We start from the raw sequence: 22,142 nt of genomic DNA on the forward strand, positions 1-22,142 counted from the left end.
CAACAGCAACAGCAACAGCAACAGCAACAGCAACAGCAACAGCAACAGCAACAGCAACAGCAACAGCAACAGCAACAGCAACAAAAGTCTCAAAACGAAGGGAAAGAAGCGCAAGGACAACAGTCACAAAATCAGCAAGATTCTGAAAATAAAAAAGAAAAACAAAAAACGGAACAACATCAACCGCAACGAGATGACAAGCAAGTGAAGGATCAAGGTGAACCAATACAGGCTAAAGCGCATCCCGAAAAAATGCATCAGGATGATCCTGAGTTTCGTCGACTAGAAGCAGTAGAAAGTGCTCGCGACCCAAGCTTTTTGATCCGTGCGCAAATGCAACTTCAAGCGCAACAAAAACAACCTCCACAACAATCTCAAAAGGAGTGGTAAGCCTGTGATGAACAAAGGCGTAAAACTGGTCTTTATTTTTGTGGCCAGCCTAATATCCAGTTTCTCGGTGATGGCACAGACACTTCAAGCTAGTGTGAATAAAACACAAGTAGCCAAGAATGAAGTGATTAACCTCAGAATCATTTCAGATACTGAGCTCAGCTCAGACTCAATCGACTTCAATGTTCTAGAGAAAGACTTCTTCTTAGGTCAACCTCGTTATGGCCGCTCTAGCAATAACATTAACGGAAGAAAATCAGTGCGTACCGAGTGGAGTATCTCAATTGCACCAATGAAAGAAGGTGTTCTGACTATTCCAAGTTTTTCCGCTGATGGTATGAGAACGGAGCCGATCAAACTGCGTGTCAACGCGAGCCAAACAGACCCCAATCTTGATGATCTATTTAGCTTCAATATTACGGTCGACAACAGTACGCTCTACCCTCAGCAATCTGCAACATTACGTATACAACTTCTAATTAAAGCGGACACTCGACGCCTAGATAACCCGCAAATAGTACCTCCGCAGATTAAAGGCATGAAGCTTGAGGCACTGGGTGGCTTACAACAAAGACAGAAGATCTTAAATGGGTTAGAAGTAGCGGTCATAGAGCAGTCGTTTCGCTTAACGGCCAATCAATCAGGCACTTATACCTTGATAGGTCCTAAACTGACCGGTTCTTATATTTATGGCGACAGCTTGACGGGCTCAACCAAAATAATGCCTATCAACACCAAAGCGGAACGCATGCCAATCACGGTCAAACCGATTCCGAGCGAATTTAAAGGTGAATGGCTTCCTGCTTCAGCGTTAGAAATGACACAGAGCTGGCAAGACGATCAAGGTAATCTACTGTCGACTAACGCGATCAACACAGTAAAACAAGGCTCTTCACTCACTCGAACCATTCAAGTTAAGGCTCGCGGTACACAAGCCGAATATCTGCCACGAGTCAATATTAGTTACCCGAGTTCACTGCGCGTGTATCCCGAACAACCTAAGTTCGATAGCGCGAGAGATGGCACCGTTACCATGACGGTGAAGCAAGTCATTATTCCTACAGAGGCCGGGAAATATACCTTACCAGGATACGACTTGAACTGGTGGGACAGTCAAAATGATGAAGCGAAGAAAACAACGTTACCAGAGCTAACATTAGACGTAGAGAAAAATGACACTGGGCTAATCACGTTGCCGGAATCGCCTCTTTCAGCGCCTTTAGTGTCAGCCCCTAGTCCTGAATCAAGCGGCGATGTAAACAGTCTCTGGCGAACATTAACCTTTGTTTTCCTAGGGCTTTGGATAATGACATTGGGAATCGCTATTTGGGCATGGAAAAAGCGGTCAATAACAGCGAGTGGAACGGTTTCAAATACTGAACAACCACTTTGCATCGACGCGCTAAAAAAAGTCATCGAAGAGGGCGATGCTGCGAAAATTGAACGCTCTGTAAATGAGTATTTAACCACTCATCAAGACAGGCTAAACCCTGGCGACGTACAAGCAATTAAGCAAGAGCTTAATGCCATGAATCAAGCGTATTTTAGTGCTAACCAACAACCTTGGAGCCCTGATTCGCTGCTAGCGAAAATTCAAAACCTTGGCAAAGCAAACGTAACAAAAACCGACCACCAGCTCGAAAAGCTATAAATAACTAGATAACAATGGCAGCTCTCATGAGCTGCCAATTCTCTTATCCGGCCAAATTTGCTTTAGCGGTTTTATCTAGAGCACCAACCGCCGCCCCCTTCCCTATCAAGTTGCTCTTATGAACATCACTCACTCAACAAACACTTGGGGCTCGTATTCGTATCGCCTTACACAATTTCGCCCATGATTCTTCGCTTGATAGAGTGCCTTATCCGACAACTGATATAAATGGTCGAAATTAAAGTCTTTGCCTTTCGCTTTATAACAGGAGTAACCGACTGAAACGGTAAGTAACTCCCCTTCTGGGTTATGTCGATGCTTTATCCCCTCGCCCTCGATGCACTGACGAATGCACTCTGCTCTCAGTCGAACCTCCTCTTGCTCAGAACCAATCATGAGCAATGCAAACTCCTCACCTCCGATACGGCAAAAAACTTCATCTTCACCTTTGGTATGATGATCCAAGATATAGCCAATTCGCATCAATGCGATATCGCCTTCGAGATGACCATAGTGATTATTGAATAAGCCAAAATGGTCAATATCAATCAGGATCAGGCCAAACGACATGTCGTCTTCATACTCTAGGGCACAATATTTTTGCATCACATGTTCTAACATGCGGCGATTACCAAGACGCGTCAAAGGATCGAGCTTAGAAAGTACCTCAAGCTGTCGATTGGCTTCCTCTAACTCTTTTGTTCGGTTCTGAACCTCCAGCTCTAAGTTTTCGTTTAGTTCGCGAATCGCCTCTTGAGCTTGAGTACGTTGCAATACTTCAGCTAAGCTGGACGCGAACATACGAATCACTTCACGTAACTGAGAAGTTAAGGGCGCACGTGTCAGCAAATTATCAACAGCGATAAAGGCGATAGGACCACTGCTATTTGAAGTCAATACCGTCATCGCAGCCCAACCAAAGCCAACAATATTACAGTCATGATAAATAGGCACTGATTCTTCAAATGCGACTTCGTTTGGCATTGAGCGAGCCAGATTTATAAGAGAGAAATCTTGGGTTTCGCCAAAGAAGTAAGATTCATCCACCACATTACCTTGAATATCGGTACCCCACGTTCCTTGCATGTAAGAGCAATTTTCATCAGTTAAAAACACCGCCATTCGATCAATACCAAGATTTTTAATGGCGAAAGTGACGGCCGATTTGCATACTCCACTGACAGTAGTGCAACGTGATAACTCAACCATGCTTGAATGCAGCATGCGTACGTTTTGTTCTTGGCGCTTACGAATGTAAATTTGAGAGAAGAGTGAACCAAACGAGTCCAACATCTGTTTTTGATATGCCGTTATCGGCTTACGATGAATAAAGTTATCTAGCGCGAACCACCCAAACGGTTCATTGCCATCGCGTAAAATCAACATCGCATTCCAGCCCTGCCCGATGACCTTGCCTGCTGTGTATATTGGCGCGTCTTCTACAATAACTAAGTTGCTCTCGAGGCTAGATAACGCGGTGATATACTCCTCGCTAAGTTGGTGTAAATCGTATTGTGTGTGAAATTCATCAATCGTAATTCCTGACTCATCCGTACCGTATGTACCACTGAAGCTGCGCTTTTTCATATCGAGAAGCATCAGTGTAGAGCGATCAAACCCAAGTCGTTCACGTAACGCTTCGACGGCTTTGTAGTACAAGTCCTTTAAAGAATCAGGGTTAGAGATTTCGAGTGCAACTTGCTGAACTAACTTCATATTTTCGATAAAGCGCTCGCGTTGGCTAATCTCATCAACATATTGCGCTTCACGAATATCTCTGTGCCTGATCTCTTTCGAGGCATTTTTTTCAGCACGAATACATTGCCAACGCGCCGCTGCGAGCTGCATTGCGTCGTAACTTTCTTCATAGATATTATGTGCTGTGCGAGCATGTACAGATTGAATCAGTAGGTAGGTACGTTTGATAGGCGTGTTGTCGAGCATCATGATGTAACTATCACCGCCTAAATCTCGGGTGTGATTCCAGTTACAAGTGTTGATCGCCAGAGGTATGATGCTTTCAGAGGTGTCAAACTGACTTGCCCACTCCCAGAATGTCTCAGGATAGTTTTGGGTTGGGTAAAGCTCTCCGCGAGAGAAGCTCATCGAATGACGAGGGTTAATTGAAGGATCTTCAAAAATAGCGAGGGCTTGAGGGGAGAACAGACTCTCTAAATGATCAAAGATTGCCTCCGCTAGCAACCGATGGTCCCTCGTTGAAGACACTTTTCTTGTAAAACTTCTTAAACTCACCCTACCAACCTAATCTACTTTTTTATCCTCGATAAAAAACTACTTAGGCCATGATATGCAATCAATACGTTCAAATTTGAGCTGTTAAGTCATTCGCAAAATTATCAGACTTAGTGTTACATTCGAGAGCTCTTCAGCACTTTTAAAGCCATGTTTCACATAAGTTACATGCTTTATAAACTGGGGAGGAAAGTTGTACTTATTTACAAGATTTTTGTGTTGGTAGATGTTTTAAGCCTACGACTTAAAAAGAAAAAGGCCCCTCATCAAGAGGGGCAAAGTTACCATCGCTTATAGTTATTTAGTTATGCTTGTAAATACGGTGGATTAACCGAAATCACCATTTACGTAGCCTTGAGTACGGTCGTCTTGAGGGTTGCTAAAGATCACTTGCGTATCGTTGTGCTCAACCAGTTCACCCATTAGGAAAAACGCAGTGCGGTCAGAGATACGACGCGCCTGTTGCATTGAGTGAGTCACGATAACGATGGTGTAGTTCTTCTTTAGCTCTTCCATCAGTTCTTCGATTTTGTGTGTCGCAATTGGGTCAAGTGCCGACGTTGGCTCATCCATCAGAATCACATCCGGCTCCATCGCGATTGTACGTGCAATACATAAACGTTGCTGCTGACCACCAGAAAGACCGAATGCGTGTGATTTAAGGCGATCTTTCACCTCATCCCAAAGTGCAGCACCGCGCAGCGAACGCTCTACCACTTCATCAATTGTCTTTTTGTCTTTGATACCTTGAGCACGTAAGCCGTAAGCCACGTTCTCGTAAATGCTCATCGGGAATGGGTTTGGCTTTTGGAATACCATGCCGACTTTGATGCGAAGGTCAGCAACATCAATGTTGCCGTAAATATCTTCGCCGTCCATCGCCAATTTACCTGTAATTTTCACGCCTTCGATTAGATCATTCATTCGGTTCAAACAGCGTAGAAGCGTTGATTTTCCGCAACCTGACGGGCCGATAAGTGCAGTTACTTGGCGAACTGGAATTGGTAAGTTGATCGATTTCAGTGCTTGGTTGTCACCGTAGAATAGGTCTAGGTTTTCAATATCAAATTTGTTCATTGTCTTAATCTCTTAATTCTTGAATTCGTGTCTTTTAACGTGCGTTCTTAATTAGTGTTGTTAGTAAGTTGCGGTGTTAAAACGTCTAGCAATCAGTTTCGTTACCATGTTGATCAAGAGAACAACTACGATAAGCACTGTTGCCGTACCGTAAGCCTGATTCCATTCTTCAACGGTAAACAGTTCGGTAGTCAGTTTGTATAGGTGAACGGTTAGCGTACGACCTGAATCCAATAAAGAGTCCGGAATACGTGCAACCATACCTGCTGTCAGGAATACTGGAGCAGACTCACCAATGACACGACCAATACTTAGAATGACCGAGGTTAAGATACCTGGCATTGCACTCGGAAGAATCAAACGCCAGATAGTGTAAATCTTAGAAGCACCGAGGCCATAAGAGCCTTCACGGTAAGTTTGTGGCACTGCCATCAGCGCTTCTTCCGTTGTACGGATGATCACTGGCAGGATTAGGATACTTAGCGTCAATGCACCCGACAGAATCGAGAAGCCAAGGCCAAGAATCGCCACGAAGAAAGTCATACCAAACAGGCCGAAAATGATCGACGGGATACCCGCCAATGACTCGGTACAGAATCGGATGATTTTCACCAAACGACTGCCCACTTTCGCGTATTCGGTCAAGTAGATTGCCGTCATGATACCGAGTGGCGCTGCCACTGCGATAGAAGCGATAACCATGTAAATGGTCGCCACAATCATTGGGAAGATACCATGCTCTTCACCTGTACGCGTATAGTTATCAGTAATGAAGTTCCAATCTACGTGTTGTAGACCGTTTGATAGGATGTACCAGATAATCCAGAACAAAAAACCTACCGTTAGTGCTGCCGAGATCCAGACAAATGCGTTAAAGACATTATCTTTGAACTGGCGTGCTTTTTTCAGTTTTGCGCGATCCATAATAGTCACCTTTAACGAGCGATTACTTCGCTTTTTCTCGGTTTAGGTACAGTAGTACAGCGTTCAACGACATGATGAAGACCAGAAGTACTACACCTGTAGCGTAAAGTGCGTTCGCGTGAACACCACTTGCGTAAGACATTTCAATAGCGATGTTTGCAGTTAGTGTACGAGCCGAATCCAAGATGCCTTCTGGCATTGCCGGCGCGTTACCCATAACCATGATAATCGCCATGGTCTCACCCAACGCACGACCGATACCCAGTATCACACCTGTCATGATGCCTGAGCGAGCCGCTGGAACGAGCAACTTAAAGATGGTGTAGATTTTCGATGCGCCCAGTGCCAAAGAACCTTCTTTATAAGTACGAGGGACAGCGCGAATAGACGTTTCAGAAACCGTAATTACTGTTGGTAGAATCATCACACCAAGAACAATAATACCGGCCAAGATAGTGTTACCTGCAGGTACATCAAATACTTTCTGAATCAATGGAACGATAATAACCAGACCGAAGAAACCGTAGACCACTGAAGGAATACCGGCTAGCAGCTCAACCGCTGGACGGATGATGTCTGCTAATCGCTTTGGTGCGATTTCAGCGATAAAAATGGCGGTCAGAACACCAATTGGAACCCCAACAATGACAGCACCAGCCGTCGATACGATAGATGCCACAATCATGGTGGCGACACCGTAAAGCGCAGGTGGTAACCAGTTTTGTCCTAAGACAATGCCCGATACGCCTGCTTCTTGGAATGCCGGAATACTCTCTCGAACGATGAAGTATGCAATAACGGCCAATGAAACAATGCCGATTACGGCACTCGTTAGGAACAAGCCGTGGAAGATGCGCTCTTTCCAGTCTACACGACGCTTCTCGCGTAGGCCTGACTTGCTGATAGCTCTAGCGTCAGTATTCATAAGCTTTTCACTATTTGTTGCGATGGTCATTTAAAAATCTCACGGTTCTGGGCAATGCCGTTGAACACAATGGATAGAAAAGGCTCAGCCCGAAACGTTGGGCTGAGCAAACTTTAGAGTCCCGATGGGATTAGTTAACTGAGATGTAACCTTTTTGGTCAACTAGCGCTTGCGCTTCATCAGTTAGCATCCAGTCTAGGAATTTTTGCGTTTCTGTTGATGGCTTGCCTTCTTTGTAAAGAACAAGGAATGGACGCGCTACTTTGTAAGAACCGTTTTTAACGTTAGCTACCGTTGCATCAACGCCGTCGATTGCTAGCGCATTAACAGTGTTGTCTACAGTACCAAGAGAAATGTAGCCGATTGCGTATGGGTTAGATGCAACCATTGTTTTCAGTGCGCCGTTACCGTTTGCAACTTGAGCACGTTGAGAGATAGCTGATACCTTCTTACCAGAAATCTTCATTTTTAGAGACATGATGTCTTCAAATGCGCCACGAGTACCAGAAGCTGTGTCACGAGTAATGGCTACGATTGGCTTGTCTGCACCACCGACTTCTTTCCAGTTTGATACTTCGCCTTTGTAGATTGCAGTCACTTGCTCGGCTGTTAGACCTGGCAGTTTGTTTTGTGGGTTGACAACCACTGCGATACCATCACGAGCAACCACTTCTTCGATTAGTGTTGATTCTTTTTCAGAGTCTTTTAGATTACGAGAAGACATACCAAGGTCTGCTGAACCATTTTTCGCTGCTTTTACACCAGCTGAAGAACCAGGACCTTGAACTTCGATAAATACGTTAGGGTTCTTCTTCATGTACGTTTCAGAGAAAACTTCCATCAGTGGAGTTACGCTGCTAGAACCCACTGCAGAGATAGTTTCTTTAGCAGAAACAGGAGTCACTGCCATTGCGCCTAGAAGTGCGATTGCACCGATTACTGTCTTTTTCATCACAATTTCCTTAAGTGGCTTTATTGCCGTTGTGTTTCACTTGAACGGTGCTCACTTTAGAATTTGAATATGACAGTTGTGTTTCACTTAGTTGAACCCTCTATGACACGTTGTCATTTCTAACTATTAATTCCGCGACTTATCCCTCTCTCAATTTGAACGTAACGTTTTTATAAGTTGCCTCATGTTCAAGATGATAACCCCATCGATTTTGGTACATTTCATAACAATTAGATATGAGTAACTCATTGATTTGGCAAATATAACAATTAAAATCGAAATACTTATTTATAAAAAAGATAATAATTAAACCGATAGAGGGTCAATCTCATGCGTCAATTTCTTAGTACGCTTTCTATTAAACTTCAGGTTTTTCTGCCTGTTCTATTCACAGTTATATTACTCATCATTGGACTGAGTGTCGGAATCGGTAAACTCGATCAAGCATTCAATAAGGTTTCGGCTTCCACCCATAAGCTAATCATTCACAAAGAGGAACTTAGCGGCATCGTAGACAACACTTACGCCATGCGCATCAAAGCCATTTATAGTCTATTTAGAGCCGAAGATGTTCAGTCTCTCAACCAAGAGCTTTCTGAGCGACAAAACAAAAACCGCGATTTTCTTAACTCCATCGACAATCTCCCTGGCATTCAAAATGAAGTCAATGCTATGCGTAAGGCCATGAATCACTATGTTGATTTCACTCGCGTTACCATGACACCTCTGCTCACCACTAAACACTCTTCTGATTACACCACCTCTGATTTCAATCAAAAGTACGAATCTGCAATGGCTGAGTATCGATTAGCTGGCGAAGCGATGATCAACGCCATCGACAAACTATCTAAACAATTGAATCAAATCGTCACCGATGAAGTCGAAACGAATGGCGAACAACATTCAACCACGCTCACTTACAGCACCGTCTCGCTTGCGGTGATCTTGAGTGCTGCTTCACTTATTAGTTGGGTACTCGCCAGCTACATCGTTGCGCCGATTCGTAACCTTCAAGTAACGATGCAGGAAGTCGCGAAGGGAAACCTACTAGTTAAGGCCGAAGCCATCGGGAAAAACGAAGTGTCTCAGTTGGCTCGAGATGTAAACCAGACCATAGAAAAACTGCGTGAAACTGTAAGCGCATTGGTTCGCATTAGTGAAGATGTGGCATCAGCATCAACCGAGTTAGCAACTGTTATGACTCAAAGCAGCGTCAACTCGGATCAAGAAAAGCAAGAAGTTGAGCAAGTAGCCTCGGCGATCAATCAGCTAGAGTCGACCGCAGCTGAAGTATCGACCAATGCACAAGAAGCAGATAGTGCATCAAATCAAGCACGTACGTTAACCTCACAAAGTATAAGCATGTTTGGGGAAAGTACTCGCGCAAGTGAAAAGATGGCGGAACAACTTAACGAAGCCGCTGCCGTCGTGACTTCGCTAAAAGATCAATCAGAACACATTGGTCGCGTGATCGAAGTGATTGAAGGTATTTCTGAGCAAACGAATCTCCTTGCACTGAATGCAGCGATTGAAGCTGCACGAGCGGGCGAAAGTGGCAGAGGCTTTGCGGTAGTGGCCGATGAAGTACGTATGCTGGCAGCGCGAACTCAGGAGTCCACCAAAGAGATCCAAACCATTATAGAAGAGCTACAGCAACAATCTGGTCACGCAAATGAAAGTATGCATTCCAGCTTAGCCATGTTGTCAGACAACCAAGCTCTGACACAAGAAGTTAGCCAATCACTTGCTAATATCAGTAATGCTATCGCCGATCTGAACTCAATCAACACTCAAGTTGCGACCGCATCAGAAGAGCAGAAACAGGTCACGGCTGATATCAACAACAACTTAACGAACATCTATGAACTAGTGAGCCAGAACGTCACTGGTATCACTCAATCAGCCGCGGCAGCGCAAGAGTTGTCTGGTTTAGCAGAAAACCAAAAACATCAGCTTAAGCAGTTCCAAGTTTAAATTCTCTGCTCAACACGATAAGTTCCAAAGGTTAGAAAAGAAAAAGCTCCGCACTGGCGGAGCTTATTATAAAGGCAAAGCTATCAACCCTTATTAACGTAATAATTATTATTCATCTGTCACTAACAAGAGAGAACTTTTGAAACTTGAGTTTAACGGATCTCTATTGAAAACCTCACCATTAGTCGTATCAAAAGTTGCAACATGCTTACCGTCGCCATTAGGTGTGTTGCTCCAGACATAACGCCCTAGAACATCATCTCCATCTGTCAGACTATAGCCGCTAGCAAACCCTGTACTATTTATGGCTGGGCTGTGGCAAGCTCGCTCAGTTAGAGATACTAGCTCTTTGATATTTGCTAGTCGCCAATTTTTTTTGTCAGCAAAATTGTGAAGAGGATGGTTGCCGTCCTTATTACGAATTTGTTTGGCTGTGGAGAGAGCGAGTTGCCATGACATTGTAGATCGCGTCCCCTGGCATTCTTGGTTTCCTACATTCCATGTCATACCAACTGGACAGCGCATCCATGTTAGACCTGTTTTCAGGTCAGTTACGGTACCGCTCTCAGAATATGTATAACGCGTGTTAGGTGCCGTTTTAGCAAAGTCAGTAGAACACTCTTGTGCAGCTATTGCAGTTTGAGAAGCCAAAGTAAGAGATAGTACAGTTATTAATTTCTTCATCTTATTGCCCCTTAACTGCGACTAGACGGATTGGGAATTGGTAAGAATCATCGGCACCCGCACTTGTGTTGCTTGATCGAATCTCGACGTATGAAATAGTGCCTCTATCTTTGCCCCGGGAGACAATCGCAGGGAAATAAATCTCGCCATCAATAAGTTGTGATGATGCATTCGTAAACTTAAAGTCGCTATGCCAAAACGCACCATATCCTAAATAAGGGCTACCTATGGTTTGCTGTGGAAAGTATTTAACATTAAAACCATAGACGTTGTATTTTGCATATTCATCGTTCGGAGCAAACAGTGTTTGTTCACCAAAGTCTAGTAAGTCATAAGTCTCACGGTAAGTAGGCAAGCGCCAACCAGTGATTCCACATAACGATTGTTTGTTTATGTACTCAACATATTGGCTAGTGGTACAAACTTCATCACCAGCGTCTTTACAGCCTGCAAGCTCTACATCTTTGCTAAATGGCTTAAATGCTTCAGACTCAAACGCAAACAGGCGATCTTTAAATTGAACCGAGCTCGCATCCGCACTCTTATTTTCCCAAACAAGACCAGTACGTTCGTCCATAGTACAAGCCCACTCAGTCGCATCTGCAGCTAAAGCTGCACCTTGTGAATCTAGCTTAACGAACTTAAAGCCAGCGCCTGTCGACGTTTGCTTGTCCTCTTTGTCGAAGCCGTATTCCGCATCTTGACCAGGGTAAGACGCTTGAACCTCTGCTACGTCTGCTGCTCCTTCAGCAAAATAAAGAACGGCGCCCGTATCGTTACTACCAACCGTTTGTTCAGCAACCGCTACAATTTCTTCAGCAAATGCACTCACTTCCACTTCAGACAGAAGATCAGAGGCCAATGATTTACCCTGGAAGCTAAGGCTTTGAGCAAGCAGCGCTACGCCTTGGGTCATTTGTTGTGGCTGCATTGCAGCTAATAGTGCAACCGTGTTTTGCTCTAGCTTGTCTAGCTCGCTGGCTTCTGCGTTAGACATCACCGTACCAGAAAGAGAAACGCCAGCATCGGCGAGTTGCGCTTTCACAATCTCTTCAGCTTGAGCAACGGTTTTACCGTCAACCACAAGACCCGCGAGCAACGTTGTTACACCATTGATTGTGTTACCCGTTGCTAAATTTTGGCCTGGAGCCGCAAGACGCAACGTTTGGTTTGAACCTTGCTCAACTTGAGCAAGAATGGTGCTAGTTAGTATGTTTTTGTCGCTTGAAGTCAGGCTAAATTTACCGGCATTATCCGTTTTAGTGCTCGGTTCAGTCGTATCACAAACGTAGTTTTGGTTTAAATCGATGCACACTGGCGTATCAAGAAGTGTACCTGCAGAAACGATGGTGCCAGCTACATCATAGGTCGGTGCCGACGTATCACCACCAGAACCACCGCCACAGCCAGCTAGGGCTAGTGACATAGCAACGAAAGAATATTGAAACTTCATAGATTTTATCTTCTTTTGATTTTAATTAACGAGAGCGAATCACTCTCACCATTGAAAGCAGGAAAAGTCCTAACAAGGTCCAAGGCGAACCACTGCCACCTGAACCACCGCCACTGCTTTCTTTAGTGGTATCAGCACTACACTGATACTGAGCAAAGTGACTCACACCCCACTCTTTCAACACCCCAGAGTTCCCTGACACGCGGTCAGACACTTCGAGACGCCAAGTACCCCAACTCGGTTGACCGACAAGTGCTTGTAACTCCTCGTCATACTGAGCGGTGAAGTAACCTTTAAATCCTTTGGTATTGCTTGATTGATGGCTAAGTAGCACGACCGATTTGCCTTGTGGAGACACTAGCGTCACTTGCAGATCTTGCAGTGAGTCATGTTCGATGTTCAGGTAAACCGCAAACGAATCATCAATCGTGCGTGACTTGTCCGATAGCGTCTGAGAGAACAGTCTGTCGCCCTGCTCCGGTAAAGCGGAATTCACTGATTGAGGCTGGATATCAAGCTCTGGCGTACCATTAACCAGCATCACCTTTTCACTCCACTGGTGAGTCTTTAGGCCTTCAGCAAATTGATAATCCAATGAAATAGAGGAATCGAATTGCGTGCCACATGTTAGACCGCTTAGTAACGCCACCTTCATTGAGGTCAAGTCAGAAAGCGTTTCATCAAAGTCGAAAACAGATGCGTTGTTTAGCTTCCATTGCCCTTTGATGCTCGCTTCACGGCCAGTTTGGCTCAGGCTCAAACCAACGTCTTGACCTTGTGCGATGTATCGAGCGTCATAGCGAACACGAAGAGGCGCTTTAAGTAAGTTGTGTCTGTTGAAGCTGTCCGTCAGGAATTGGGCGTAGTCTTTATTTGGGAACAAGGTGTTTGCGGCAAACACGGTCGACTCCGCCAGATCATGCATTTTCACGCCACGACCAATGCCGTACATGCCTTCAAGAACAATGGCGTCAAACTCGCGGAACACCCTATCGGTATCATCACCGTATCGTTCAACCGATGCTTTAAGCGCTTGAAACAGCGGCGTTGACCATAGCTCGTCACCTAGTTCACCGCCCACACTGACGTGCGCTGGGTACTCTGAGCTCTCGAAGTAACGTGCTCTTTGGTTCCATAAGCTACGAGTTGTTTTGCGTGTTCCGAACACACCGTCCCAGTTGAACACCGTATCTAACTCGAATTCTTGACCACGACGCGAAGCATCCAAATATTGAATGCGGTAGCTCGCGCTGCCCGCCCAGTAATCAGCAAAACCCTCTGCGATAGCACCAGTGTGACCGTACGCCCAATCCGGTACGATTTGGTAAAGAATGCCATGCCCAAGCTCGTGTATCACGACATCAGCATCGACTGCATCCGGAGAAACACCACCGACACCCAGCATGAGTGCTTTCGGACCGTAATAGTAAGTAGAGTTATCTTTTGATAAACCGCGAGCATCAAAACGAAGCGGTTCATCAAACAAGTCGTAAGTCAGGCTTGTCAGATATTGGATCGAGCTATCAAGATGATAAAAAGCCATCAACTGTGGGAACGCATTGTCACCAAACTCGGTGCTTTGCATCTCATCAACACTGTCAAATGCTTGAACCCCTTCTGCGCTGAGGAAGTCCAACGTATCGAGTACAGGCGATTCACCAGGTGCTGGGGCTGAAAATAAACCCGTCGCATCCACTTGCTTTAATCTTGGGTTAGAGAGATAGAACTTACCTCCCGACTTTAAAACCTCAATCGACTTGGTGACGTACTCGATCGGCTGAGGGTAATCGGACAGTGCTGACCATGTCGATTCTGGTGCCGCTTGCTGTTGCATGGTACGAAGATCTGGGTTGAATAAAGAAACCTCAACATGAACCAGACTTCCAGAGCTCAGAGCAGGTGGCTCTTGTGCCTGCAGTTGGCGAGGCGATTCCAATTCCATTGCAACCGTTGGTTTACCGTTGCGAATGATCGTATCTTCAAGGCTCTTAAACACTCGCACAACGTGATGATTTTTATCGGTTGTTACTACTAGGGCACGCTGTGCTTGATATTCACCGTTTACCCAAACATCAAAATTGTAATGCTCACCAAGCTGAGACTGGGTTTTGTAACGGAACTTAAACTCGCCCGCTTCTGAGTAGTGGCTGTCTAGATAAGTTTTCGCTTGCGCTTCATTCGTTACAATAGAGTCCGTTGCAGGATAATCCCACTCTGCAGCCTGCGCCGCAGGGGTACAAGCAATAAGCAGTGAAAACGCCAATGGTTTTAGCTTCATGATTTCGTCCTAGAATTCGTATTTTGCATTTAGCGTGAAGTAGCGCCCAGGCTCAGTTGAGTAACGCTTACTTTCCTCAGCGATACCCGCTACGTCTTGGTATCGGATGTACTCTTTGTCGAACAAGTTGACGATGTTTGCGCTAACACGAAGGTCTTTGGAAACGTAGTAAGTTGCGCCAATATCAAACGTATTCCACGCGCTTGTCTGCGCACACTCTGTCGCTAGGCCAAGCGTGGTCTGGCATTTAGGAACGCGATCCATAGCAGCGGCCCAGTTCCAAGCCACGTAAGCATTGAAGTCTTGGTTGGCGTATTTCAGTTGAGCATTACCTTCGAATGGCGTAATGCTTCGAACGTATTCGCCTTCCGCGTCTTTGCCATCTACGTAGCCAAACTTAGTGCTGATGTCCCATTGTTTGGTGAGCGCGTAACCCGCAGAAAGCTCTGCGCCATAAGTCTCTACGCCATCAAGGTTTTGGTACTGTTTGACGTAATTACCAGTGCTTGAGTCAAAGCCTGTGGTCACAACATCGATGAAGTTTTCAAACTTGTTGTAGAACACAGACGCATAGACATACGCACGACCGTTATCGAACTTGTTACCGATTTCAAATGAGTCCGAAGTCTCAGCTTCTAGGTCTAAGTTAGGCGCGATAACAAAAGGCGTTAGCGGTACGAAATCATGGTTCACGAAGCCATATGCTTTGTCGTATTCCGGAGCTCGGTAACCGTGGTTGTACGACACATAAACGATGTTGTTGGCAAACATTTCACGAGAAACCGACAGGCTTGGAGACACCTCTGAGCTATCCATGTCTTTTAATGGGAAGCCGCCTACTTCGCCCTCACCGTCCGGTGTTAAACGGTGCGCATCAAAGCGCAGGCCGCCTGTGATGGTCCATTTATCCAGTTCCACCATGTCTCGAACGTACAAACCAATGTTATAAGCACGAGCAGGAGCGAAAGGTTGTTTGGTCGAAGGTGTTACGCCGTTCCAATCAATCTTGGAATCGCTATCTGTGCGTTCGTAGTAGTCAGTAGAAAGCTCGACACCGTAAGCCAATTGGTGCTCTGCATTTGCTGCATAAATCGTATTGGTGAAGTCACCACGGAAGCCAATTGTCTCGTCAATGAAGGTTTTGTGTTCCAGCTCGCGACGTTTGGTGATCAAACCATTGTGATCCACTTGACGCATTAAACGGTTGGTGTCTTCCACGACTTCGGTGTGACGCCAGTAAACTTTGGTATCCAACTCTTCGAACCAAGTTGGATTAATCGGTGTCACCTCTGCACCAATGTAAGCGCTGTACTCTTCGGAGGTTTCATCTTCAGCAAAGTCTTCAATATGCCAGATGCCATCAGGTTGAATGGACGGTGAACCCTCCAAACGCTCTTGATTCTGGGTGTAGAGTTCCGCTTTGGCTTTCAACATCACCTCTTCATTGAAAAAGTGGTTGATCGTATAAGCACCGCTGTAACCATCTAGGTCGCGGTTATACAAATCTTCATCAAAGTTACGTGTCTCTTGCCCTTGCCAGTATGAAACATTAAACAAACTCTCTGTATCACCGGAGCGGAAAGCTAGGTTACTCGTACCTTTGTACTTGTTGCTGATATCGGTGTAAGTACCGGAAACATCGGTGTAGAAGTCTTTGTCTTTTAAGAAATCACCCGGCTGACTGGATTCTAAAATCACCACACCGCCGATTGCGCCAGAGCCATGCACCGAAGAGCTTGCACCCTTAATGATTTGAAGCGATTCAAAATTGGATAAATCAAAAGTATCTCGCCCAACTGCATCATTAATGTCATTCGCACCGAAGCCATCCGCAGAACGAATGCCATCACGAACGATCATAATGCGGTTACCTGTCATACCACGGATGGTAATGTTTTGCGGACGTCCTGCACCGCCCGTCACGCTTACACCAGGTTCGTTACGCAGCACGTCATAAAGCTCGGTTTCGCCTCGTTCTTCGATTTGCTCGTTTGTGATAACTGCGACACTACCTGCCACTTTTGACAATGGCTGATCGATTTTATTGGCGGTTACCACCACCTCTTCCATTGAGAAAACCTTAGATTCGGCGTGCACTTGACTGGCAGCAAGTACCGAAAGTACTGCCGCTGACACTGGGGTAAGCTTCATTTACTGCTCCGCTTTAGATGTTTTAATGAGTGATAGTAGAAATGCGTATTCTTTTGCTTGTTGTTCTTGCGCTTGTCGTGGGTCCATTTGGTGGCCCGAATTAAAATCAGTTTGCAACAAGTACGGCCCGTTGCGCTCACTTAACGCTGAAACTTTAGCCAGATACTTTGCGCCTTCCCAATATGGCACGCGCTGATCAATTAAACCGACTTGAACCAACATGGGTGGGTAAGCGTTTTTATGGATATTGAGAATCGGATCGTACGCCTTCATTAACGCCAATTGTTCAGGTTTGGTTGGGTTACCCCATTCGCCATACTGCTGTGTGGTAAGCGGAAGTGAGGTATCCGACATACTTGCAACCACATCAACAAAAGGCACTTTAAGTACGACACCTGAAAACAATTTAGGATCTTGATTAACCGCTCCGGCCACCAACGTACCACCAGCACTAGAACCGATGGCGAAAACCTCTCTATTGCCACGTTCGAATGTTTGCAGCGCCTTCGCGGCCGCGACAAAATCACCAATAGAATTGGCTTTTCGCACACCACGGCCTTGCTCGTGCCATTCATCGCCAAAGTACCCACCGCCACGGACATGGGCGATAGCGTAAATCACACCTTGGTCGAGTAAACTGATAACCTGAGGCATAAAGTACGGTTTCATCGTAAAACCATACGCGCCGTAACCGTAAATCATCACAGGAGATTGTGGGTGCAATTTGTCTTTGCGATACGCCAAAGAGACCGGGACAGAAACGCCGTCGTGCTTAATAAAAATACGTTGGGATACATAACGCTGACTATCAAAGTCTTGGTAAGCATCTTGAGAGTACAAGGATTTATTCAGCGTTTTTACATCGAACTCTTCCCACTGAGGAGGCGTAGTCATCGACATGCTTCGGATACGAATTTTGTTTGATTCAAAATCGCCCAATGTGCTTAGCCAAGCGACATTACCATCGTGTTCCAATGGCAGTATCACTTTTTCCTGCCCTTGGTAAGAATACACCGTCAATGTCGACAAGTTGTTTGGCTTACTAAGTGCCACAACTCCTGCATCATAAAGGTAGAACTGTTCAAGCGGCTCACGAGGATTGGTAAAGCGTTGCCATGTTGCGCCAAGCGGTGCGAGTTCGGCTTGGTAAAGGGCGAACTTTCCTTCCAGGTTGCTTTTCAGATAAATGTAACCTTTCGCCACATCCGCGTAATATTCCACACCCACTTCAGGCTTTCGCAATGAATCTGAGACAGTGCCCGTTTCTAGGTCGACAAGCTTCTGCTCTGTTGTTGACTCGTTGTTGCTTTGCAGCACAGCATAACGGCTATCTGCCGCACGATAGAAAGAAAGTAACCAATCTGACTTGGGTTCATTCCATAGGACTGTTTTTGCCAAAGATTCAGTGGAGATACGTAAGATCTGATGAGGTCGCTGGGTGCGCTTTTCTTTTGCAACGAGGAATGCCACTTTCCCGTTAGGTGACAACAATACGCCACTATCGACGTGCGTCGCCAGTTCCGTAGATTGACCGGAGAGTAAATCAACAACCACAGCACGATATTGTTCGCTGCCGTCGATATCTTCCGTGAAAAGTAGCGTGTCACCATTCACTTGCCATTGACCAAGTTGGTAGTACTGATGCGCAGATTGTCGTTCATCGAAATCGAACACCACGTTTTCTGGTGCATGTTGACTCGCACGGGATAATAGTAAGTAACGACCATCGCGACGCATTAGCGTCCACTCTCTTCCACTCACGATCGACCATGGCTTATCACCTTTGTCTGCCACAATGGTATCCCACTGCGTTAGTAGGTTTTTTGTCAACGTCTGATAACTTTTTTGGTGCTGTTCAGTTTTGTGGTTTTGTTCTGTTAGGTAGGTAAGAACTCGCTCATCTTTACGAGCATCATCTCGAAGCCAGTTGAAATCATCAGCAGCAAAGCCAGAACTAGAGGTAATTATGAGCCCTAAAAAAACATGAGTAAATTTCATATAGAGAGCGAATTCATTTATAGGATTAATACAATGGCGCGTATTCTGCCCTTAAATAAAAATGAGATCAATTATCATTTTCATAATCATGTTAGATTTTTATCTAGTGTGTGAGGAAAAACGTTTGCTTTGACCGAGGTTATAAAACTTAATAACTTCCTAAATTAGCGTTCTATGCTGTTTATATACAACCAGACAGATATAAAAGCTGACTAACGAGTGAGTATGGAAAGACGCTATTTCACCTAGCGACAGACATAAAAAATCCGAGTGCGAACACTCGGATTTTTAAGAACTAAAATCAATGGGAAACTACAGCAGCTTTTACTCTTCAGAGCTCGGTGCCGCTGGTTTTTTCTTAGGGATGAAGACATCATCACCCACAGATACGTTTTTGTAGAAGCTCTTGTCACGCTTAGCTGGTTTTTTCGCCGATTTTTTCGCTTGAGGGCGAGCTTTCTTTGCGGTCGCTTTCTTATTGCGGAAATCTGGTTTAGGTGGCTTAAGGCCTTTAAACTTACCTTTCAAATCTTCGAACAATGAAAACTCAAGATCTTGTTGTAGGTATGCTTCTACACGTTTAAAGCTATCCCAGTCTTTTGGACCAACAAGAGAGATTGCATCCCCTTTGTTTCCAGCACGACCAGTACGACCAACTCGGTGTACGTATTCTTCGGTATGCTTTGGCATATCGAAGTTGATGACGTGTGTCACAGTTGCAATATCCAAACCGCGGGAAGCAACATCAGTCGTTACAAGGATCTTAAATACTGCGCGCTCAAACTGACTCATAATGGTGTTACGTTGAGTCTGGTTCAAGTTACCACTTAGTGCTACAGCCTTCAGTTTCTTTTCGTTCAGCTTTTCTGTTAGTCGCTCAGTATCATCACGCGTTGCCGTAAAGATAATAACTTGACGGTATTCAGCCTCAGAAAGAACACGATCTAAAATTGCCTCTTTATGATCCAGGTGATCACACAAGTAAAATTTTTGCGTAATATCTTTATGTTCTTCGTTAGAAACGCCGATAGCAATACGCTTTGGCGCATTGAGCATTTCAGCCGCGATTTCATTGACGTCTGCATGATCTAATGTCGCAGAGAACATCAACGTTTGACGACGACGATGCTTGGCTGCTTTATGAATGCGACGAAGCTCTGGTGCAAAGCCCAAATCCAACATACGGTCTGCTTCGTCAAGAATCAGCGTTTCCAAACCATCCAGATAAAGCGAACGATGATCTAAGTGATCAGCCAAACGTCCTGGTGTCGCCACGATAAATTTCGGGTAACGACGCAGAGCTTTTACTTGATCGTTAAAGTTCTCACCACCCAAAATCAGTGCTGCTTCATAAGATAGGCCAGCTAGCATAGAACGAAGCTCACCATATACTTGTTTCGCTAGCTCACGAGTAGGAGCAAGGATTACCGCGCGAGGGTCTTTCGCAGAAAACGATTTTGTCTTTAAAGACTTATGAAGCATTGGCAATACAAACGCCAAAGTCTTGCCCGAACCTGTTTTCGAAGATGCCAATAGATCCTTGCCTGCAATCGCAACAGGAATCGCCTGCTGCTGAATGTCAGTCGCTTTTTTAAAATCGTAGTGTTTTAGGTTCTTCAACAATCGGTTGTCTAGGCCTAGATCTTTAAATTGCAAAGTATTCTCCAATAAATCAGTCAGCGTCTGAGCGCTCTGTAGTGTCGTTTCCGCTCTAACGCAGCAAAAAAATAAAGCTCGGTATAATACCGCAAATCATAGGAGTATAGATAGAGATCACACAAACTAATTCCCTGTGGTAACGGTAAAACATCATTTGTGGCTCAGTTCAGAGTAAAGACTAGCCTTTTTGATGAGCAGCTGGACAGGAAGTTTAGAGAAAAGCCGTTCAAATATGCCTTCTATCCATCAACAAAACGACTTAAATAGCAGTTATTTGGGCCAATAAACTTTCATTTGTGTCAATATCGTCTAAATTATTGATATCAGGAACGTGGCAAATACACCTGCTATGAAAACTGTTGTGAGAACGAAATAAAGGATAGGTAGTTAAACTTTGTTAAGTTCAGGTAAAAGTTGACGTCAGGTACTCCATGAAATTCTTGGGTTTTTTTGACTTTTGCTACATCATGTACTGATAAAATGTAACCACATTTAACCTCGCTACTGTATAAAATAATAGTTAGTGGCGAGACTTTCACTATAAGCAAGGAGTTCTTATATGAACAAAACGTTGATCGCAGCTGCAGCAACTTCAGTACTTCTACTAGCCGGTTGTGCTTCTTCTGATGACGCAGCTACAGCAAATGCAGCAAAATTAGACGAACTAAGCAACCAAGTTAGCCAACTAAGCCAAGACGTACAAGCTCTTCAATCTGACGTTCAAAAATCAGGCGCAGCAGCAATGGCTGCTCAAGAAGAAGCTGAGCGTGCTAACGAGCGTATCGATAACATCGCTCAGTCTTACACTAAGTAAGATTTGATACCGCGTCTTAACGCCCGTTAAGGCGCGGTTATTTCGACAGGAACCCCATTCTGTGCAGCGATTGCTGCTTTAGCCTTCACGTTTTTCATACCGAATTCATCCAGCCACCACTTTAACTCTTTCGGCACTTTGAGTTCATCTTTCTCGCCATTACTACGAGTCAAAGGCTCATGTGCTTCTAAGAACACACTTCTGTCAGGCTCAAGTGTCATTTTGATAGGCTGGTTAATGATGTTAACGTCTTCGCCGTTACGAACCTTGTCAAATAACCACTCAATGTCACTTGGGTCCATACGAATACAACCCGCGCTGACTCGCATACCAATCCCAAAGTCCTTGTTGGTACCATGAATTAGGTATTCGCCATTCCCGTAAGCTAAACGCAATGCAAACATACCAAGTGGATTATCAGGCCCCGCAGGAACAACGGCTGGTAGGTCAATGCCCTTTGCTTTGTACTCGGCACGAATAGAGGCTGGAGGAGTCCATGTAGGGTTCGGTCGTTTTTGGCTGATACGCGTTGTCATTACTGGGGTATCGCGCCCTATTCGGCCAATTCCGACAGGAAATACATGGACAATATTCTCTCCTTTCGGAAAGTAATATAAGCGCAGCTCGGCTAGATTAATAACGATACCTTTATAAGGTACGTCTGGGAGGATTAGCTGTGTCGGAATAGTAAGAACATGCCCCTCTTCTGGTAAGAAGGGATCCACGCCTTTGTTTGCGGCCATTAAACCTAGCATACCCACATCGTAGAGCTTAGCGATATTTGCCATGGTTTCGCCTTCTTGCACGACGTGGTTTTCAAGGCGACCAATTAAACGGCTTCCATCCTCTGGTAATTCGTACATCTTAGCGAATGATAGACCACTCACTAAAGATAACGACACAGATAGCAGGGTACGTTTTGCGAAACTCATTGATCGCTTTTTGCTAAGCATTTCACT

At 45.0% G+C, this 22,142-nt stretch carries 15 protein-coding genes and 1 pseudogene; 4 read left to right on the forward strand and 12 right to left on the reverse strand.

Annotated elements, in window-relative coordinates; all coding sequences use genetic code 11:
- Positions 1-390: pseudogene (locus tag R7Z78_RS02080) on the forward strand (hypothetical protein); the annotation flags it as partial.
- A 4-nt stretch (positions 391-394) separates the two neighbouring features.
- Positions 395-2,041: a BatD family protein gene (locus R7Z78_RS02085; RefSeq protein WP_169644579.1), complete on the forward strand. Its 1,647-nt coding sequence runs from the start codon at positions 395-397 to the stop codon at positions 2,039-2,041.
- Between the two features lie 129 nt (positions 2,042-2,170).
- On the opposite strand, the gene R7Z78_RS02090 is transcribed toward R7Z78_RS02085, so the two are convergent.
- The 5 genes from R7Z78_RS02090 to R7Z78_RS02110 all read right to left on the reverse strand — a co-directional run bounded on the left by R7Z78_RS02090 (position 2,171) and on the right by R7Z78_RS02110 (position 8,172).
- The gene (locus R7Z78_RS02090) at positions 2,171-4,294 is read right to left on the reverse strand and encodes a GGDEF domain-containing protein (protein ID WP_049812045.1); all 2,124 of its coding nucleotides are present in this window, start codon (positions 4,292-4,294) and stop codon (positions 2,171-2,173) included.
- 327 nt (positions 4,295-4,621) lie between these two features.
- The gene (gene pstB, locus R7Z78_RS02095; RefSeq protein ID WP_005375156.1) at positions 4,622-5,371 is read right to left on the reverse strand and encodes a phosphate ABC transporter ATP-binding protein PstB; all 750 of its coding nucleotides are present in this window, start codon (positions 5,369-5,371) and stop codon (positions 4,622-4,624) included.
- Positions 5,372-5,431: 60 nt separating this feature from the next.
- Positions 5,432-6,295 carry a phosphate ABC transporter permease PstA gene (gene pstA / locus R7Z78_RS02100; protein ID WP_005383923.1) on the reverse strand — a complete coding sequence of 288 codons (864 nt, stop codon included), beginning with the start codon at positions 6,293-6,295 and terminating at the stop codon, positions 5,432-5,434.
- A gap of 22 nt (positions 6,296-6,317) precedes the next feature.
- Complete coding sequence (pstC, locus tag R7Z78_RS02105) at positions 6,318-7,250, reverse strand: phosphate ABC transporter permease subunit PstC (RefSeq protein ID WP_005375154.1); 933 nt, start codon at positions 7,248-7,250, stop codon at positions 6,318-6,320.
- A 100-nt stretch (positions 7,251-7,350) separates the two neighbouring features.
- On the reverse strand, positions 7,351-8,172 hold the full coding sequence (locus R7Z78_RS02110) for a phosphate ABC transporter substrate-binding protein (protein WP_005375153.1): 822 nt from the start codon (positions 8,170-8,172) through the stop codon (positions 7,351-7,353).
- Between the two features lie 330 nt (positions 8,173-8,502).
- On the opposite strand from R7Z78_RS02110, the gene R7Z78_RS02115 reads away from it, so the two are divergent.
- A complete protein-coding gene (locus tag R7Z78_RS02115) occupies positions 8,503-10,146 on the forward strand; it encodes a methyl-accepting chemotaxis protein (RefSeq protein WP_104976448.1) in 1,644 nt (547 codons plus the stop codon).
- 108 nt (positions 10,147-10,254) lie between these two features.
- Here the strand turns inward: R7Z78_RS02115 and R7Z78_RS02120 are convergent, their stop codons facing one another.
- The 6 genes from R7Z78_RS02120 to R7Z78_RS02145 all read right to left on the reverse strand — a co-directional run bounded on the left by R7Z78_RS02120 (position 10,255) and on the right by R7Z78_RS02145 (position 20,378).
- Positions 10,255-10,830, reverse strand: coding sequence for a DUF1566 domain-containing protein (locus R7Z78_RS02120; RefSeq protein WP_017635423.1), 576 nt, complete (start codon positions 10,828-10,830; stop codon positions 10,255-10,257).
- Position 10,831: 1 nt separating this feature from the next.
- Complete coding sequence (locus R7Z78_RS02125) at positions 10,832-12,283, reverse strand: DUF1566 domain-containing protein (RefSeq protein ID WP_053303854.1); 1,452 nt, start codon at positions 12,281-12,283, stop codon at positions 10,832-10,834.
- A gap of 25 nt (positions 12,284-12,308) precedes the next feature.
- Positions 12,309-14,561: a proprotein convertase P-domain-containing protein gene (locus tag R7Z78_RS02130; RefSeq protein ID WP_104976447.1), complete on the reverse strand. Its 2,253-nt coding sequence runs from the start codon at positions 14,559-14,561 to the stop codon at positions 12,309-12,311.
- Between the two features lie 9 nt (positions 14,562-14,570).
- A complete protein-coding gene (locus R7Z78_RS02135) occupies positions 14,571-16,712 on the reverse strand; it encodes a TonB-dependent hemoglobin/transferrin/lactoferrin family receptor (protein ID WP_054702620.1) in 2,142 nt (713 codons plus the stop codon).
- Positions 16,713-18,710, reverse strand: coding sequence for a prolyl oligopeptidase family serine peptidase (locus R7Z78_RS02140; protein ID WP_017635426.1), 1,998 nt, complete (start codon positions 18,708-18,710; stop codon positions 16,713-16,715).
- A 324-nt stretch (positions 18,711-19,034) separates the two neighbouring features.
- Positions 19,035-20,378 (reverse strand): DEAD/DEAH box helicase, encoded by a 1,344-nt coding sequence (locus tag R7Z78_RS02145; protein WP_031812859.1) that lies wholly within the window; start codon positions 20,376-20,378, stop codon positions 19,035-19,037.
- A 550-nt stretch (positions 20,379-20,928) separates the two neighbouring features.
- On the opposite strand from R7Z78_RS02145, the gene R7Z78_RS02150 reads away from it, so the two are divergent.
- Positions 20,929-21,183 carry an Lpp/OprI family alanine-zipper lipoprotein gene (locus R7Z78_RS02150; RefSeq protein ID WP_005375145.1) on the forward strand — a complete coding sequence of 85 codons (255 nt, stop codon included), beginning with the start codon at positions 20,929-20,931 and terminating at the stop codon, positions 21,181-21,183.
- A 26-nt stretch (positions 21,184-21,209) separates the two neighbouring features.
- Here R7Z78_RS02150 and R7Z78_RS02155 read toward each other — a convergent pair whose 3' ends face one another.
- Positions 21,210-22,136 carry a L,D-transpeptidase family protein gene (locus tag R7Z78_RS02155; RefSeq protein WP_017820509.1) on the reverse strand — a complete coding sequence of 309 codons (927 nt, stop codon included), beginning with the start codon at positions 22,134-22,136 and terminating at the stop codon, positions 21,210-21,212.
- Positions 22,137-22,142: the final 6 nt, after the last annotated feature.

The sequence above is a fragment of the Vibrio sp. 1167 genome (genome assembly GCF_033340375.1).
In the GTDB taxonomy this organism is placed as follows: domain Bacteria; phylum Pseudomonadota; class Gammaproteobacteria; order Enterobacterales; family Vibrionaceae; genus Vibrio; species Vibrio alginolyticus.